Here is a 13,742-nt window from a genome sequence, read left to right as displayed (position 1 = left end):
GTGCGGGATGGGCATGTCAGCCATGGTGCGCTCGCTGTTGCGCCGTCGGGCTCATGCCCCGCACGCGCGTGAACGCGGCGCTCAGGGCGAACGGCGTCCCGTACCCGACCTGCCGCGCCACCGAGCCGACGGTCGCCCCCGGCTCCAGCAGCAGGTCGGCCGCGAGGGTCAGGCGCCACCCGGTGAGGTAGCCCATGGGCGGCTCGCCCACGAGCTCGGTGAAACGGCGCGAGAACGCGGCCCGTGACAGTCCGACGGTCCGCGCGAGCGACTCGACCGTCCAGGCCCTGGCCGGGTCGTGGTGCATGAGACGCAACGCGTGCCCGACCACGGGGTCGGCGTCCGCGCGGTACCACCCCGGGGCCTCGCCGCGGTCGAGCCAGGCGCGCAGCGCACCGATGAGCAGGATGTCGAGCAACCGGTCGAGCACGGCCTCCTGGCCGGGCCGGTCCTGCGAGACCTCGCGCGCGAGCAGCGAGACGAGGTCGGCGTCGAGGTCCCCGCGGCGCAGCACGACGAGCGGGGGCAGGACGCTCAGCAGCCGGCCGCCCACCTCGCCGTCGAGCGGGTAGGTCCCGGTCAGCAGCACGGTCGGCCCGTCGGGGTCGTTGCCCCAGGTCCGGACGCCGAGGTCGACGAGGGGAGACGGGGCGTCGCCGATCGCCCGGCAGGCCCCGACGGCGTCGCTCACCATCTGCGGCGCCGTCCCGGGGGCGTCGGCCACGGTGTAGTGGCGAGGCCCGCGCACGAGCGCGACGTCGCCCTCGTCGAGGTACACCTCGAGCGACGGCTCGTCGGGCCGTGGACCGGCGTCCATCCCGAGCCAGGCCGACCCGCGCACGACGGGCACGAGCGTCAGCGGTGCCTCGTCCTCGATGCGCATCGACCACGGCGGCGCGAGGAGCGAGCGCAGCAGGAAGGCGCCCCGCGCACGGGGCCCGTCGAGGAGTCCGGCGACAGCGTCCATGTCCCGACCGTACGCCGCCCACGTCTCCGACGGAAGACGAACGGACATGCGGTCGAGCCGTTCAGCCATGGAACGTCTCGACGCTGACCGGTTGACTCGAACCACAGCACCGGACGACCGATCACAGGAGACCGACATGACCGCGAACCAGCCGCACCCCACCACCTCGACGGGCGACGCCGGTCGCCCCGACCTCGTCGCCGTCGTCGGCGCGACGGGCAAGACCGGTCGCCGCGTCGCGGCCCGCCTCGCTGCACGGGGCATCGCCGTCCGCCCTGTCTCGCGGAGCACCGAGACCAGGCTCGACTGGGACGACGCCGCGACCTGGGCGCCGGCGCCCGCGGGGGCCGACGCCGCGTACGTCGCGGTCGCGCCGGACCTCGCGGCGCCGGGCATCCCCGAGGTCGTCGCCGGCTTCGCCCGGGTCGCGGCGCACGTGGGCGTGCAGCGCCTCGTGCTGCTCTCGGGCCGCGGTGAGCCCGAGGCGCAGCGCGCCGAGCAGCTCGTCGCCGAGGCGTTCCCCGCGCGCACGGTCGTGCGCTGCGCGTGGTTCGCGCAGAACTTCAGCGAGAGCTTCCTGCTGGACCCCGTGCTCGACGGCGTGGTCCCGCTCCCGGTCGACGCCGTGGTCGAGCCGTTCGTCGACCTCGAGGACGTGGCGGACGTCGCGGTCGCGGCGCTCACCGAGGACGGGCACGCGGGCCGGGTCTACGAGCTCACGGGTCCGCGGCTGCTGACCTTCGGCGAGGCGCTCGCGGAGGTCGGGGCGGCGAGCGGCCGGGACGTCAGGCTCGTGACCGTCACGGGTGACGAGTTCGCGGCGGGCCTGACCGCCGCGGGTGTCCCTGCTGACGCCATCGATCTCACGCGCTACCTCTTCGAGGAGGTCCTCGACGGACGCAACGAGCACCTGACGCACGGGGTGCGGGAGGCTCTCGGGCGCGAGCCGCACGACTTCACGGAGTTCGCGCGTCGCGAGGCCCGGGCCTGGGCACCGGTCTCCTCGCCCGTGTCCGCACCGGCCGCCCTGGACGAGGTGCACTGATGGACGCGCTCGGGGTCCTCGGGTGGGCGGTCGTGGCGGCGGCGGTCGGGTGCGGACTGGTCGGGGGAGTGCTCTTCGCGTTCTCGACCTTCGTCATGGCGGGCCTGCGCTCGGTCGCGCCCGACGTCGGTGCCGCAGCGATGGCCGCGATCAACCGTCACGCGACCAGGGCTCCGTTCGGGTCCCTCCTGCTCGTGACGACCGGGCTCGTGGCGGTCCTCGGCGTCGTGGCTGCCACGCGGCTGGACGAGGCGGGCGCGGGGCTCGTCCTGGCCGGGGCCGTCGTCTACCTCGTCGGTGGCATCGGGGTCACAGCCGTGGCCAACGTGCCGCTCAACGACCGGCTCGAGGCCGCGGACGCTGCAGTCTCGACCTCGGGCGCACGGTCGGGTGAAGCCTCACCCTCAGGTGGAGGGTCGGCTGGGACGAGGGTTCGTCCCGCCAGCCCGACGGCGGAGCGAGACCGGGTCTGGGCGGTCTTCCTCGGGCGGTGGGTCGCCTGGAACCACGTGCGGACCCTGGCGTGCGCGGTGGCCGCCCTGCTGCTGACCCTGGGACTGGTGACGCGACTCGCGGGGTGAGCCGCGCCGTCGGGCCCCGGATGAACGGTGGGTGCGGAGTTCTTGTGAGACACGCCTGGCGAGTCGCGCAAGAACTACGCACTCGGCGCACCGGAGGAGGGCGCAGCCCGGAATAGCCGTCCCCGCGCCGGGGTTGCCCCGGTATGAGCGCAGAGAGCTGGGGCGAGGAAGCCGTCATCCGCAAGGTCCTCGCGGACACCGAGACGTGGGCCGTGGTCGGGCTGTCGAACAACTCGGCCCGTGCCGCGTACGGGGTGGCCCGGCTGCTCCAGCGTCAGGGCAAGCGCATCGTGCCGGTCCACCCGGCTGCCGAGACCGTGCACGGCGAGCAGGGCTACGCCTCGCTCGCCGAGATCCCGTTCCCGGTCGACGTCGTGGACGTGTTCGTGCGCTCCGACCTCGCCGGGGACGTGGCGGACCAGGCCGTCGAGATCGGTGCCCGGGCCGTCTGGTTCCAGCTCGACGTCGTCGACGAGGACGCGTTCGCGCGGGTCCGCGACGCCGGGCTCGACGTGGTCATGGACCGCTGCCCCGCGATCGAGTGGCCGCGCCTGGGGCCCGCCGTCCCGGCGCAGGGCTGAGGCCGACGTGACCGCGATCGACACGACGACCACGCTGGGTGCGCGCGCCGCCGAACGGCTCGAGGCCGACCTCGTCGTCTGGCTCACGACGGTCGACCCCACCGGGACCCCGCAGCCGACGCCGGTGTGGCAGATCCGCAGCGGGGACGACATCGTGATCCTCAGCGAGCCGCGCAAGGCCAAGCTGCGCAACGCCGCCGCCAACCCGCGCGCCGCGGTGCACCTCAACTCGACGCCTGCAGGATGGGACGTGCAGGTGCTCACGGGCCGGCTCGTCCTGGACCCGGCCGGCCTGAGCGCCGAGGAGCGCACGCGCTACGACACCAAGTACCGGTCGCCGATCGCCGGCCTCGGGATGAGTCCTGAGGAGTTCCACGCCGCGTACTCCGAGGTGCTGCGCTTCACGCCCGAACGGCTGCGCGGGTTCTAGGGCTCGTCGCTCCTCGCACCCCAGCGCGGGTGGGATCTGGGGTCGTGCAGGCGCCCGGGCCGAGCATGTGCCGTCGGACGAGCATACGGTTGGCGTCCGAAACGGCCCGGATGCGAACCCCAACCGCATGCTCGGCGCCGGGTGGCGCCGGGCATGCACCCGGCGACGCCGCAGGCCGTCAGTCCCCGAACACCAGCACCGGGCGACCCGTCCGCGGATGGGGCAGCACGTCGCACCGCACCCCGTACACGGGCTCGATCACGTCGGGGACCAGCACGTCCCGCACCGGACCCGCCGCGACGACGCGCCCGCCCGACAGGACCACGACGTGGTCGCACGAGGCCGCCGCGAGGTTGAGGTCGTGCAGGGCCGCGAGGACCGTCACGCCGTCCGCGGCGAGCTTGCGCAGCACGGTCATGGCAGCGAGCTGGGCAGCGATGTCGAGGTGGTTCGTGGGCTCGTCGAGGAGCAGCAGCGCGGGGTCCTGGGCGAGGGCGCGTGCCATGTGCACGCGCTGGCGCTCGCCTCCCGACAGCGTGGCGAGCGACCGTTCGGCCAGCTCCTCGACCCCGGCCCGCACCAGGGCCTCGTGGGCCACGGCGCGGTCCGCGTCGGTGTCGCCTGCGAGGAGCGAGCGGTGGGGGATCCTCCCGAGCAGCACGGCGTCGAGCACCGAGAGGGGCAGGTCGGTCGACGCGTCCTGCTCGACGAGGGCCAGCCTGCGCGCCCGGCGACGGCGCGGCATGCGCAGCAGGTCGTCTCCGTCGAACCGGACCTCGCCCGCGTCGGGCACCTGCGTGGCCGCGATCGTGCGCAGCAGCGTCGACTTCCCGGACCCGTTGGGGCCCAGCAGCCCGCTCACCGCTCCCGGGGGAGCCGTGCAGTCCACGCCGTCGAGGATCAGCCGCGACCCGGCCGACCACGAGACGCGCGAGGCATCGAGCCCGTGGGCCGCTCGCTCGGGAGGTGGCGGGCTGGCGGCGCGCGCGCCGGCGTCCGGCGCGCCGTCACGCGAGATCGATGATCCACCGCGGTCGTGCGCCTCCCCGTGCGCCTCCGCGCGCCCGGTGCCCGCCATGCCCATCGTTCTCGGCTCCGTCACAGCGCCCGCCTCCCTCGCCACAGGATGATCGCGAAGACGGGCGCGCCGATCGCGGCCGTCAGGATGCCCACGGGCAGCTCGCGCGGGGCGAAGATGGTGCGGGCGAGCGTGTCGGCCCACACGAGGAACGAGCCGCCGAGCAGGGCCGCGAGGGGCAGCAGCACGCGGTGCCGCGCCCCGGTCAGGAGCCGGACGGCGTGCGGCAGGATCAGCCCGACGAACCCGATCGCTCCCGAGACCGAGACCAGGGCTCCCGTGAGCAGCGCGACCCCCACGAGCAGGAGCCACCGGGTCCGGTTCACCGCGATGCCGAGGCCCGCGGCCGCGGTGTCGCCGAACGTGAAGGCGTCGAGCACCGACCCGGTCGACGCGAGCAGCGTCCCCAGGACGAGCACTGCCCCGCCCGCGATCGCCACGGACGTCCACGTGGCCCCCGCGACCGACCCCATGAGCCACGACAGGATCTCGCGGTACGAGTCACCGGTCGCGGACCAGAAGATGATGAACGACGTCGCCGCGGCCGCGAGCTGGCTCACCGCGAGACCTGCGAGCACGGTCCGCGTGGGGGTGATGGCCCCGAGAGAGCCCGCGAGCGCGAGGGCCGCGACCAGGGCCACGACCGCCCCGCCGAACGCCGCGACGGGCAGCAGGACGCTCACGCCGAGGACCAGGACGAGGACCGCGCCCAGCGAGGCGCCCGACGAGAGCCCGAGCAGGTACGGGTCGGCGAGCGGGTTGCGCGTGAGGGACTGCATGACGGCGCCGCAGATCGCGAGCCCTGCTCCCACGGCCGCGGCGGTCAGGACGCGCGGCAGCCGGAGCTGCCACACCATGCCGTCCTGCAGCAGGGGGAGCGGTTCGAGGCCGAGCGCCCCGCCGAGCCCGAGGTGCGTCGCGATCGAGCGCCACACGTCGCCCCACGTGAGGTCCGCGGGGCCGATCGTCACGGCGACCACGACGCTCACGACGAGCGCGACCGAGGCCCCGGCGAGCCACCACGGGGTGGCTCGCCGGAGCCTTGGAGCGCGGCGCGCAGAGCGGTGCACGATGGCGCGCGCTCCCGACGGGTCGGTGCTTGTCACGGGCACGAGGCTTCTCACCGGTGGGGGTCTCCTCAGGGGATGGTCAGCGCGGAGAGCTGTGCGCTGAGGTCCTTGACGGCGTCGACGTTGCGCACGCCCGCCTCGGTCGCGGGGAACGGCACGGTCAGGAAGCGGTCGCCCTGCACGGCCGTGAGGTTGGCCGTGGCCGGGTTGGCCTTGAGCGCGTCGATCTTCGACTGCGCAGTGTTCCAGGCCGAGTCGACGAGCACGATCACGTCGGGGTCGGCCGCGATGATCTCCTCGAACGAGAACGGCGTCCAGGTGTCCTGGACCGAGGCCGCGATGTTCTCGACGCCGACGGCGTCCATGATCATCTGCGGCGCACCGATCCCGGCACCCACGTAGGGGATGTCGGAGCCCGAGGAGTACCACAGCGCCGTGAGCCCGCGGTCGTCGGGCTCGAGGGCGTCGAGCTCGGCGCGCTGGGCCGACACCAGGTCCGCCGCGGTCCCGGCGACGTCGAAGATCTGACCGGCCTCGGTGATCTCGGCGAACACGTCGTCGAACGTGAGCGGGTCCGGCTTGTACGCCTCGTCCTTGCACGCCGAGGGCGAGACGTAGGTCTGGACGCCGAGCTGCTGGAAGGTCGCCCGGTCTCCGGCCCCCTCGGCCGTCAGGTTGGACTCCCACCCCGCGTACACGAGGTCCGGCTCGAGCGTGAGCACGGCCTCTGCTCCCGGGACCTTGTCGGCCATCGGGGTCACGACCGCGGGCACCGCGGCGGCGGCGTCGGCCCACTGGTCGGGCACGGGGCCGTCGGGGAACGCGGTCCCCACGATCCGGTCGCCCAGGCCGAGCGCGAGCATCATCTCGGTCGTGCTCGACTTGATGGTCACGACCTGGCGCGGGGCACCGGCGAACGTGACCTCGAACCCGCAGTTGTCGAGCGTCAGGGGGTAGGTCGTCGAGGCGGCGGCAGGTGACGCGACCGGGGGCGTGGTCGCTCCCTCCGTCGCGAGGCTCCCCGCGTCCGAGCACGCGGCGAGGGTGAGGGACACGCCCAGGGCGAGCGCCGCCGTCGGGCCGGCGGAGCGGATGCGACGAGGGGACCTGCGGACGCGAGGGCGAGCGGACGAGGACAGCACGGGACTCCATGTCGGGGAGGTCGCCGGCTCGGCCGGTGCAGGGCACGGCGGCGCGGCGAGATGCGAGAGGGAAGGGCGCCACAATCCGCGACGAGGATCCGCGGCCCAAGCACGGGCCGCTGCGGCGAGCCAAGCAGGGCTCGCGATCCGCCTCCCAGCCTAGTAGGTCGGACGCGCACGAACCACGCACCCGATGCCGCGGCCTCGCGGACACGCCTCGCGGACTTACAGTGGGCGCATGAGCCCGACGACGGAGCCCGGCCCTCCCGGTACGTCCGGTCGCGCGCAGCACGAGACAGGCCGGGGCGCGGACCCGTCCCGGTGGTGGGCCCCGCTGCTGGGCGTCGCCTCGGCCCTCGGGGCCTTCGCGGTGGCCGAGCTGGTCGCGCTGGTCGTGGGCTCGGGGTCGAGCCCCGTGCTCGTCGTGGGGGCGGGCGTCGTGGACCGGGTCCCGCCGTGGCTCAAGGACTTCGCGGTCGAGACCTTCGGCACCGCCGACAAGACCGTGCTGATCCTCGGGATCGTCGTGGTGCTGGCGCTCGCGGCCGTCGCGGCGGGGATCCTCGAGACGAGGCGACCGCCGTGGGGGACGGTCCTGCTCGTGGCGGTCGGCGCCGTGGGGGTCGCAGCGGCCGTGACGCGGCCTGACGCCACCACCCTGTGGGCGCTGCCGACCGTGGTAGGCGTCGGCGTCGGGATCATGCTCCTGCGGACAGGGGCCGCGCGGCTGCGGGCGTGGCGGTCCTCGGCCCTCGCGGCCGAGGCCCGGGCGACGGGGCCGGCGGTGCCGGGCGAGGCGCCCGAGACCCCGCTCTCGGCCCGACGGCAGCGCGAGGCGCTCGACCGTCGGTCCTTCCTCGTCTTCGCGGGCCTGACGACCGTGACCGCGCTCGTGGTCGGCGGCACGGCGCGCGTGCTGTCCGCGGGGTCGCGGGCCCTGACCGCCGTGCGGGACGCGATCCGGCTCCCCGCCCCGACCGGTCCCGCGGTCGTGGTCCCCGCCGGGGCGGACCTCGACGTGCCCGGTATCACGCCCTACGTGACGCCCAACGACGAGTTCTACCGCATCGACACGGCCCTGCGCGTGCCCGAGGTGGACCCGGACGACTGGCGGCTGCGCGTCGTCGGGCTCGTCGAGGAGGAGGTCGAGATCTCGTTCGCCGAGCTGCTCGCGCTGCCCCTGGTCGAGCACGCCACGACGCTGACGTGCGTGTCCAACGAGGTCGGCGGGGACCTGGTCGGCAACGCGGTGTGGCTCGGGTACCCGCTGCGCGACCTGCTGGCCCGCGCCCGCCCGCACGCGGACGCGGACATGGTGCTCTCACGCAGCGCGGACGGCTGGACCGCGAGCACGCCGCTCGAGGTGCTCACGGACCCGGGCCGCGAGTCGTTGCTCGCGGTCGGCATGAACGGCGAGCCGCTGCCGCTCGCGCACGGCTTCCCGGTGCGCATGGTCGTGCCGGGGCTGTACGGGTACGTCTCGGCGACCAAGTGGGTCGTCGAGCTCAAGGTCACGCGCTTCGCCGACGACGTCGCGTACTGGTCGACGCGCGGCTGGTCCGAGCGAGGGCCGATCAAGATGTCGTCGCGCATCGACGTGCCCCGCGCGGGGGCGACGGTGTCGCCGGACGCGGCCGGCGACGTGGTCGTGGCGGGCGTCGCGTGGTCCCAGCACTCGGGCGTCGCGGGCGTCGAGGTGCGCGTCGACGAGGGGGAGTGGGAGCCCGCCGAGCTCGCGGAGACCGTCTCGGCCGACACGTGGCGGCAGTGGACGTGGACCTGGAGCGGGCCCGGCGCGGGGGAGCACCGCCTCGCGGTGCGGGCGACCGACGCGGACGGGACCGTCCAGACCTCGACCCAGGCGCCGCCCGCGCCCGACGGGTCGAGCGGCTGGGACACGGTCGAGGTGCGCGTGGCGTAGGCCCCGCGCAGGGGCGTGGGCAGGGAGCCGGGTGCGGTGCGTGACTGCACGGCCGCGGGCGTCCCACGATGCGGGCACCCTTCTCGACGGCGCCGACCTCGCCTCGCCGGCGTGGCAAGGTAAGGGACGTGACGACCTCGCAGACCCCGACCCAGCCCACCTCCTCGACCTCAGCGGCCTCCGGCGCGGACGCACCGACCCGGCGGGCCGTGGTCACCGGCGCCTCGTCGGGCATCGGCGCCGCGACCGTGCGCCACCTGCGTGCCGCAGGGTGGGACGTCGTCGCGTTCGCGCGCCGCGCCGACCTGCTCGACGCGCTCGCGGCCCGGACCGGCGCGCACCCCGTGGTCGGCGACGTCACGAGCGACGACGACGTCGCGCACCTCGTGCGCGAGGCCGAGGCCCGCGGGCCGGTCCACGCGGTGCTCAACATCGCGGGCTTCGCGAGCGGCACGGACCCGATCGACGCGAGCGACCTGGACCGCTGGCGGGCCATGTTCGAGACCAACGTGCTGGGCACCGTGCGCGTGACCAAGGCGTTCCTGCCCGCGATCCGCCGTGCGGGCTTCGGGACGGTCCTGGTCCTGACCTCGACCGCGGGGCACGACGCGTACAGCGGCGGGTCGGGATACGTCGCGACCAAGCACGCCGAGGCCGCGGTCGCGGACACGCTGCGTCTCGAGCTCAACGGCGAACCCATCCGGGTCCTGGAGATCGCGCCCGGCATGGTCCGCACCGAAGGGTTCTCGCTGACCCGGTTCGACGGCGACCAGGCCAGGGCCGACGCGGTCTACGACGGTGTCGAGGCGCCGCTGACCGCCGACGACGTGGCCGACGTCGTGACCTTCGCCGTGACCCGGCCCCAGCACGTCGCGATCGACACCCTGGTCCTGCGTCCCGTCGCGCAGTCCTCGACCACGTTGCTGGCCCGCGGACCGCTCGTGACGCGCAGGTGACGGACAGGGGACGCACCTCGGCCCGGGGCGCTGCCCGGGCTGGGGTGAGCCCAGTTCGCGGCTGAGCGCCGGGCCGAGACGCGCTTGTCGGCGCGCACGCGGGCTGGCATGATGGCGCCCGTGACCCCCGCCGCGCACCCCCTGAGCACCCGAGTGCTCGCCGTGCGCCCGCGGCCGGTCCGCACGTCGAGCTGTTGTTGAGGGCTCGCTGACGCTCCAGCAGCGCGCGACCTGGTGTCAGCGAGCAGTGCCACGCCCCTCCCTCTGAAGAGAGGGCGTGATGGTCACCGATCAGTTCTCCGGTCCTGGTCGGTCTGCCCTCGTGAGCACCCGCCTCGACACCAGGACTCCCCATGAACGCCATCGCACTGATCGCCCACCCGTTCGACACCGCCGGGGGCATCGATCCCCTCGGCCGCCTCGTCGCCCAGGACCCGTGGTTCGCCGCCGCTTCGCGGGGTGGCGCGCCGTCCGCGTCGCACGGCCCGACGGCGCAGCCCGCCCAGGGCGCCGCCCTCACCATCGAGTGGCTCGTCGCGCGCGACATCGACACCTACCGTGCCCGCCGTCGGGCCTCCTCGCGCGGTCGGTCGGTCGCGGGGCGCTGAGCGGCCCGGCCGTCGTGCGACGGCCGGCGCGTCGTCAGGTGCGTCAGGCCGACGTCACGGCGTAGGTGACGCGGACCAGCCCGTCGTCGGCCGTCGTGTGGACTCCGCGGACGGTGAGGCGCACGTCCCGGTCGAGCGCCCCGAACAGGCGCTTGCCCGTGCCGAGGAGCAGCGGTGCGACGGACAGGGTGAGCTCGTCGACCAGGCCGGCGGCGAGGAACGACTGGATCGTGCGACCGCCGTCGACGTAGACGCGTCCCGGGCCCTTGCGGTCGAGGAGCTGACGCACGTCCTCGACCGAGGGTGCGACGTGGATGCGTGGGTCGTCCGTGCGAAGGGTCGTGCTCAGCACGACGACGTCCTTGCCGTCGAAGGCCCACTCGTCGAAGCCGAGCACCGTCTCGTAGGTGGAACGTCCCATGACGACGGTGTCGACGGTCGGGAAGAACGTCTCCCACACGAGCGCCGGCGTGGTCGACGCAGGAGCGACGTGGTCCTGGAGCGCCGGAGCGGTGAGCCAGTCGAGGCTGCCGTCGGGGCGTGCGATGAAACCGTCCAGGCTGACGCCGATGAAGACGCATCCGGTCCACTCGCGGGTCGTCGTCATGTCCATGCCTCCATGAGCTGGTCGAGGGTGTCGGTCGGCGGAGAGGGGCGCAGGTCGACCCCGCGTCGATAGAGCGATCCGTGGAGTGCGTCGAGGAGCAGCAGCGCGCCGCGCGGTGGATCCACGAGCCGCGGGAGCCGCATCGCCGACAGGAGCTGCCCGAGGTACCTCGCTTGCTTGTCCCACCCCTCGCGCAGCAGGGAGTTCGACTCGGGCGTCCGCAGGTCCGCGAGGAGCTCCTCGAGGGCGAAGATCGCTGCGCCCGCCGACGGGGCCTCGAACTCCGCGGAGACGTAGGCGCGCAGTTCCTCTTCCGGCTCCTGCTCCGTGGGTGAGGACGGGACGAGATCGATCCATCGGCGAGCGAGGGCATGGAGCAGGTCGGCCTTGGAGCCGAACCTCTTGATCAGTCCGGCAGGGCTGATCCCCGCGGCCGGGGCGACCTCCTGCAGCGTCCACGTCCCCGACGTGCGTCGGGACGAGAGCGCGCGGTCGATGCGGTCGAGCAGGTCTTCGTCGTTCACGGTCCGCGGGCGCGTCATGGCAGTTAGTAAATCATGATTCACTAATCATCGCCGCCCCGGCGCGGCCCGCGGGCTCGTGTCCGGTCAGACCAGGGCGCGGACCTCGGCGTACCCGTCGGCCAGGACCGAGGGGGCCCGCACCCCGCCACCGAAGACCCGCGTGGCACCCGGGGCGTCCGACCATGCGCGCCATCCCGGTGCCCCCTCGAGCACGAGCGAGACGGCTGCACCGTGGAGCTCGCTCGCCAGGGCCTGGGGCGGGTTGTCGCCCGCGATGAAGTCCACCTTCTCGGCGTCGAGGCAGTCGAACCAGAACGGCACGTCGAGGCAGTGGGCGGCCCACCCGAGCTTCGGCGACGCCCACGAGAACCGGTACACCCAGGTGGGGTGGGCGGCTCGGGCCTCGGCGACCCGGACGATCGGCGCGCGGAACATGCTGTCGGTCATGAAACGGCCGAGCATGGCCGCCGTGCCCTTGCGGCGCTGCGGCCGGTTGGCGGCGAGGTAGGCCTTGCGCCGGTCACGGTCGGTGAGCAGCCTGCCCAGGACGAGCGAGGCCGGCACGAAGCGCAGCTTGTTCTTCTGGGCGTCGGTCGCCATGGTGAACTCGTCGTCCGTGGCGCCGAGCACGAGCGGCTTGTCGCCGCCCACGCCGCTGCGCAGCGAGTCGAGCGTCGGGCGGGTGATGAGGTCGCCGTCGATCATCGGACCCCAGGGCAGTCCGTCCTGGAGCATCGCGGCGACGCCTGCCATCGGGTCGAGGTCGTCCGGGTTGGTCGCCGCGTCCTGCAGCTCCAGGACGCGGGTCTCCGGCAGGGACGCGAACCCGTCCCGCGTCGCCTCGACCCCGGCAAGACGCGCGAGGGTCTCGGCGAACGTCCTCGCCCGGGCCTCGGTCACGTCGGCGACGGCGCCCGAGAGGCACCACACCGACCGGAACAGGTGCTGTGCGGCCGGCATGCCGAGCAGCGTCAGCACCGCGCCGCCGCCCGCCGACTGGCCGGCGATCGTGACGCGCGCGGGATCGCCGCCGAACGCCGCGACGTTGCGCTGCACCCAGTCCAGGGCGAGCAGCCAGTCGCGCACGCCACGGTTGGACGGCGCGCCCTCGATGTACCCGAACCCGTCGAAGCCGAGCCGGTAGGAGATCGACACGGTCACGACGCCGTCGCGGTTGAACGCGCGCCCGTCGTACCAGGGGCTCGCCGGCGAGCCGGCCGTGTAGCCGCCGCCGTGGATGTAGACGAGAACGGGCAGGGCGGCGTCGGGCGCACCGGGTGAGGGCGTGTAGACGTTGACGTTGAGGGTCGAGTCGCCGGGGATCGAGGGCTCGGGGATCAGCGTGATCTCGGCGAGCTGCTTGCGCTGCGGGGTCGGGCCGAGCTCCGCGGCGTCGCGGACCCCGTCCCAGGGAGCGACGGGCACGGGCGCCTCGAACCGGAGGGGCCCGACGGGGGCCTCGGCGAAGGGGACGCCGAGGAAGGCCGCGGACCCCTCGCGCCAGATCCCACGGACCTGGCCCGAGTCGATCGTGACGACGGGGCGTTCCAGGGTGGGGTCGACCGACTCGGTGACGGTCTCGGGGGTGCTCATGCGGTGGTGCTCCGTTCGGAGGGGAAGACCCCGAGGGACACGAGCAGCCGCTCGATCTCGGAGGCCATGTCGATGGTGGGGTCCTGCAGCCAGAGGGTCTGCAGGCCGTCGGCGACGGCGGTGATGACGAGGCCCAGCGAGGCCGTGTCGACGTCGGTGGGGTACTGCCCGGCGAGCTTGCCCTCCTCGACGAGTCCCGTGAACATCGCCTGCATGCCCGCCCGGCGCTCGGCGAAGAAGGCGTGGGCCGGGTGCGCGTGGTCGCTCGCCTCGGCGTTGAGGCGCGTGTACAGCTCGACGAGCCCGGGGACCTCGGCGTTGTGCCGCATGACCTGCAGGAACACCCGGAAGGGGTCGAGCCTGGACTCCGTGCGGTAGGTCTCCAGATCGAGCTCGTCGCGCTTGCGCAGGATCGCGGTGAACAGCTCGTCCTTGCTGTCGAAGTAGTGCAGCAGACCCGCCTGGCTGAGGCCGGCCGCGTCGGCGAGCTCCTTGACCGATGCCCCCCGGTATCCCTCGCGGGCGATGACCTCGAGCGCCGTCGAGAGGATCTCCTCCCGCTTGGCGATGCCCTTCGCGTATGAACCTCGCTGTGCCATGCGTCGACCCTAGACCGGAGACCCTTGCACTTCAATACCG

15 protein-coding genes are annotated in these 13,742 nt (G+C 73.9%); 7 read left to right on the top strand and 8 right to left on the bottom strand.

The genetic code is table 11. From position 1 onward, the window contains the following. Positions 1-16: 16 nt before the first annotated feature. On the bottom strand, positions 17-967 hold the full coding sequence (locus OERS_RS09950; RefSeq protein WP_068625638.1) for an AraC family transcriptional regulator: 951 nt from the start codon (positions 965-967) through the stop codon (positions 17-19). A 136-nt stretch (positions 968-1,103) separates the two neighbouring features. Between OERS_RS09950 and OERS_RS09945 the strand changes: the two genes are divergently transcribed. From OERS_RS09945 to OERS_RS09930, 4 genes are all read left to right on the top strand, one after another. After that, complete coding sequence (locus tag OERS_RS09945; protein ID WP_068625637.1) at positions 1,104-2,012, top strand: Rossmann-fold NAD(P)-binding domain-containing protein; 909 nt, start codon at positions 1,104-1,106, stop codon at positions 2,010-2,012. Next, positions 2,012-2,593, top strand: coding sequence for an anthrone oxygenase family protein (locus OERS_RS09940; RefSeq protein ID WP_068625636.1), 582 nt, complete (start codon positions 2,012-2,014; stop codon positions 2,591-2,593). The genes OERS_RS09945 and OERS_RS09940 overlap by 1 nt, the downstream gene beginning before the upstream one ends. Positions 2,594-2,736: 143 nt before the next feature. Next, entirely contained in the window at positions 2,737-3,174 is a 438-nt protein-coding gene (locus tag OERS_RS09935) for a CoA-binding protein (protein ID WP_068625635.1), read from the top strand. A gap of 7 nt (positions 3,175-3,181) precedes the next feature. Beyond that, positions 3,182-3,604: a TIGR03667 family PPOX class F420-dependent oxidoreductase gene (locus OERS_RS09930; RefSeq protein ID WP_082848908.1), complete on the top strand. Its 423-nt coding sequence runs from the start codon at positions 3,182-3,184 to the stop codon at positions 3,602-3,604. A 178-nt stretch (positions 3,605-3,782) separates the two neighbouring features. On the opposite strand, the gene OERS_RS09925 is transcribed toward OERS_RS09930, so the two are convergent. Genes OERS_RS09925 through OERS_RS09915 form a run of 3 tightly spaced genes read right to left on the bottom strand, consistent with a single transcriptional unit; the run spans position 3,783 to position 6,807 of the window. Next, positions 3,783-4,706: a putative F420-0 ABC transporter ATP-binding protein gene (locus OERS_RS09925; RefSeq protein ID WP_231907713.1), complete on the bottom strand. Its 924-nt coding sequence runs from the start codon at positions 4,704-4,706 to the stop codon at positions 3,783-3,785. Beyond that, on the bottom strand, positions 4,703-5,788 hold the full coding sequence (locus OERS_RS09920) for a putative F420-0 ABC transporter permease subunit (RefSeq protein ID WP_409365925.1): 1,086 nt from the start codon (positions 5,786-5,788) through the stop codon (positions 4,703-4,705). Before OERS_RS09920 ends, OERS_RS09925 begins: the two co-directional genes overlap by 4 nt. A 32-nt stretch (positions 5,789-5,820) precedes the next feature. Then, on the bottom strand, positions 5,821-6,807 hold the full coding sequence (locus OERS_RS09915) for a putative F420-0 ABC transporter substrate-binding protein (RefSeq protein WP_322788289.1): 987 nt from the start codon (positions 6,805-6,807) through the stop codon (positions 5,821-5,823). A 325-nt stretch (positions 6,808-7,132) separates the two neighbouring features. On the opposite strand from OERS_RS09915, the gene OERS_RS09910 reads away from it, so the two are divergent. The 3 genes from OERS_RS09910 (at position 7,133) to OERS_RS09900 (ending at position 10,379) form a co-directional block, all read left to right on the top strand. Further along, a complete protein-coding gene (locus OERS_RS09910) occupies positions 7,133-8,815 on the top strand; it encodes a molybdopterin-dependent oxidoreductase (RefSeq protein WP_083201356.1) in 1,683 nt (560 codons plus the stop codon). A gap of 128 nt (positions 8,816-8,943) precedes the next feature. Continuing rightward, positions 8,944-9,771 (top strand): SDR family oxidoreductase, encoded by an 828-nt coding sequence (locus tag OERS_RS09905; RefSeq protein ID WP_248948499.1) that lies wholly within the window; start codon positions 8,944-8,946, stop codon positions 9,769-9,771. Positions 9,772-10,124: 353 nt separating this feature from the next. Continuing rightward, the gene (locus OERS_RS09900) at positions 10,125-10,379 is read left to right on the top strand and encodes a hypothetical protein (RefSeq protein WP_068625634.1); all 255 of its coding nucleotides are present in this window, start codon (positions 10,125-10,127) and stop codon (positions 10,377-10,379) included. Positions 10,380-10,422: 43 nt separating this feature from the next. Here the strand turns inward: OERS_RS09900 and OERS_RS09895 are convergent, their stop codons facing one another. The 4 genes from OERS_RS09895 to OERS_RS09880 form a co-directional block, all read right to left on the bottom strand. Beyond that, on the bottom strand, positions 10,423-10,986 hold the full coding sequence (locus OERS_RS09895) for a dihydrofolate reductase family protein (protein WP_068625646.1): 564 nt from the start codon (positions 10,984-10,986) through the stop codon (positions 10,423-10,425). After that, complete coding sequence (locus tag OERS_RS09890; protein WP_068625633.1) at positions 10,983-11,528, bottom strand: TetR/AcrR family transcriptional regulator; 546 nt, start codon at positions 11,526-11,528, stop codon at positions 10,983-10,985. The genes OERS_RS09895 and OERS_RS09890 overlap by 4 nt, the downstream gene beginning before the upstream one ends. Positions 11,529-11,594: 66 nt before the next feature. Beyond that, positions 11,595-13,103 carry a carboxylesterase/lipase family protein gene (locus OERS_RS09885; protein WP_068625632.1) on the bottom strand — a complete coding sequence of 503 codons (1,509 nt, stop codon included), beginning with the start codon at positions 13,101-13,103 and terminating at the stop codon, positions 11,595-11,597. Continuing rightward, positions 13,100-13,702: a TetR/AcrR family transcriptional regulator gene (locus OERS_RS09880; RefSeq protein ID WP_068625631.1), complete on the bottom strand. Its 603-nt coding sequence runs from the start codon at positions 13,700-13,702 to the stop codon at positions 13,100-13,102. The genes OERS_RS09885 and OERS_RS09880 overlap by 4 nt, the downstream gene beginning before the upstream one ends. Positions 13,703-13,742 lie beyond the last annotated feature (40 nt).

Source organism: Oerskovia enterophila (assembly GCF_001692445.1).
Classification (GTDB): domain Bacteria; phylum Actinomycetota; class Actinomycetes; order Actinomycetales; family Cellulomonadaceae; genus Oerskovia; species Oerskovia enterophila.
The sequence above is the reverse complement of the archived record's forward strand: the minus strand, read 5'-3'. Positions and strand labels throughout refer to the sequence as shown.

Coding starts and splice junctions, on each gene's coding strand:
- OERS_RS09945 (WP_068625637.1), top strand. CDS start 1,104: ATGACCGCGAACCAGCCGCACCCCACCACCTCGACGGGCGACGCCGGT.
- OERS_RS09910 (WP_083201356.1), top strand. CDS start 7,133: ATGAGCCCGACGACGGAGCCCGGCCCTCCCGGTACGTCCGGTCGCGCG.
- OERS_RS09895 (WP_068625646.1), bottom strand. CDS start 10,986: ATGACGACGACCCGCGAGTGGACCGGATGCGTCTTCATCGGCGTCAGC.
- OERS_RS09890 (WP_068625633.1), bottom strand. CDS start 11,528: ATGACGCGCCCGCGGACCGTGAACGACGAAGACCTGCTCGACCGCATC.
- OERS_RS09880 (WP_068625631.1), bottom strand. CDS start 13,702: ATGGCACAGCGAGGTTCATACGCGAAGGGCATCGCCAAGCGGGAGGAG.
- OERS_RS09950 (WP_068625638.1), bottom strand. CDS start 967: ATGGACGCTGTCGCCGGACTCCTCGACGGGCCCCGTGCGCGGGGCGCC.
- OERS_RS09940 (WP_068625636.1), top strand. CDS start 2,012: ATGGACGCGCTCGGGGTCCTCGGGTGGGCGGTCGTGGCGGCGGCGGTC.
- OERS_RS09885 (WP_068625632.1), bottom strand. CDS start 13,103: ATGAGCACCCCCGAGACCGTCACCGAGTCGGTCGACCCCACCCTGGAA.
- OERS_RS09935 (WP_068625635.1), top strand. CDS start 2,737: ATGAGCGCAGAGAGCTGGGGCGAGGAAGCCGTCATCCGCAAGGTCCTC.
- OERS_RS09900 (WP_068625634.1), top strand. CDS start 10,125: ATGAACGCCATCGCACTGATCGCCCACCCGTTCGACACCGCCGGGGGC.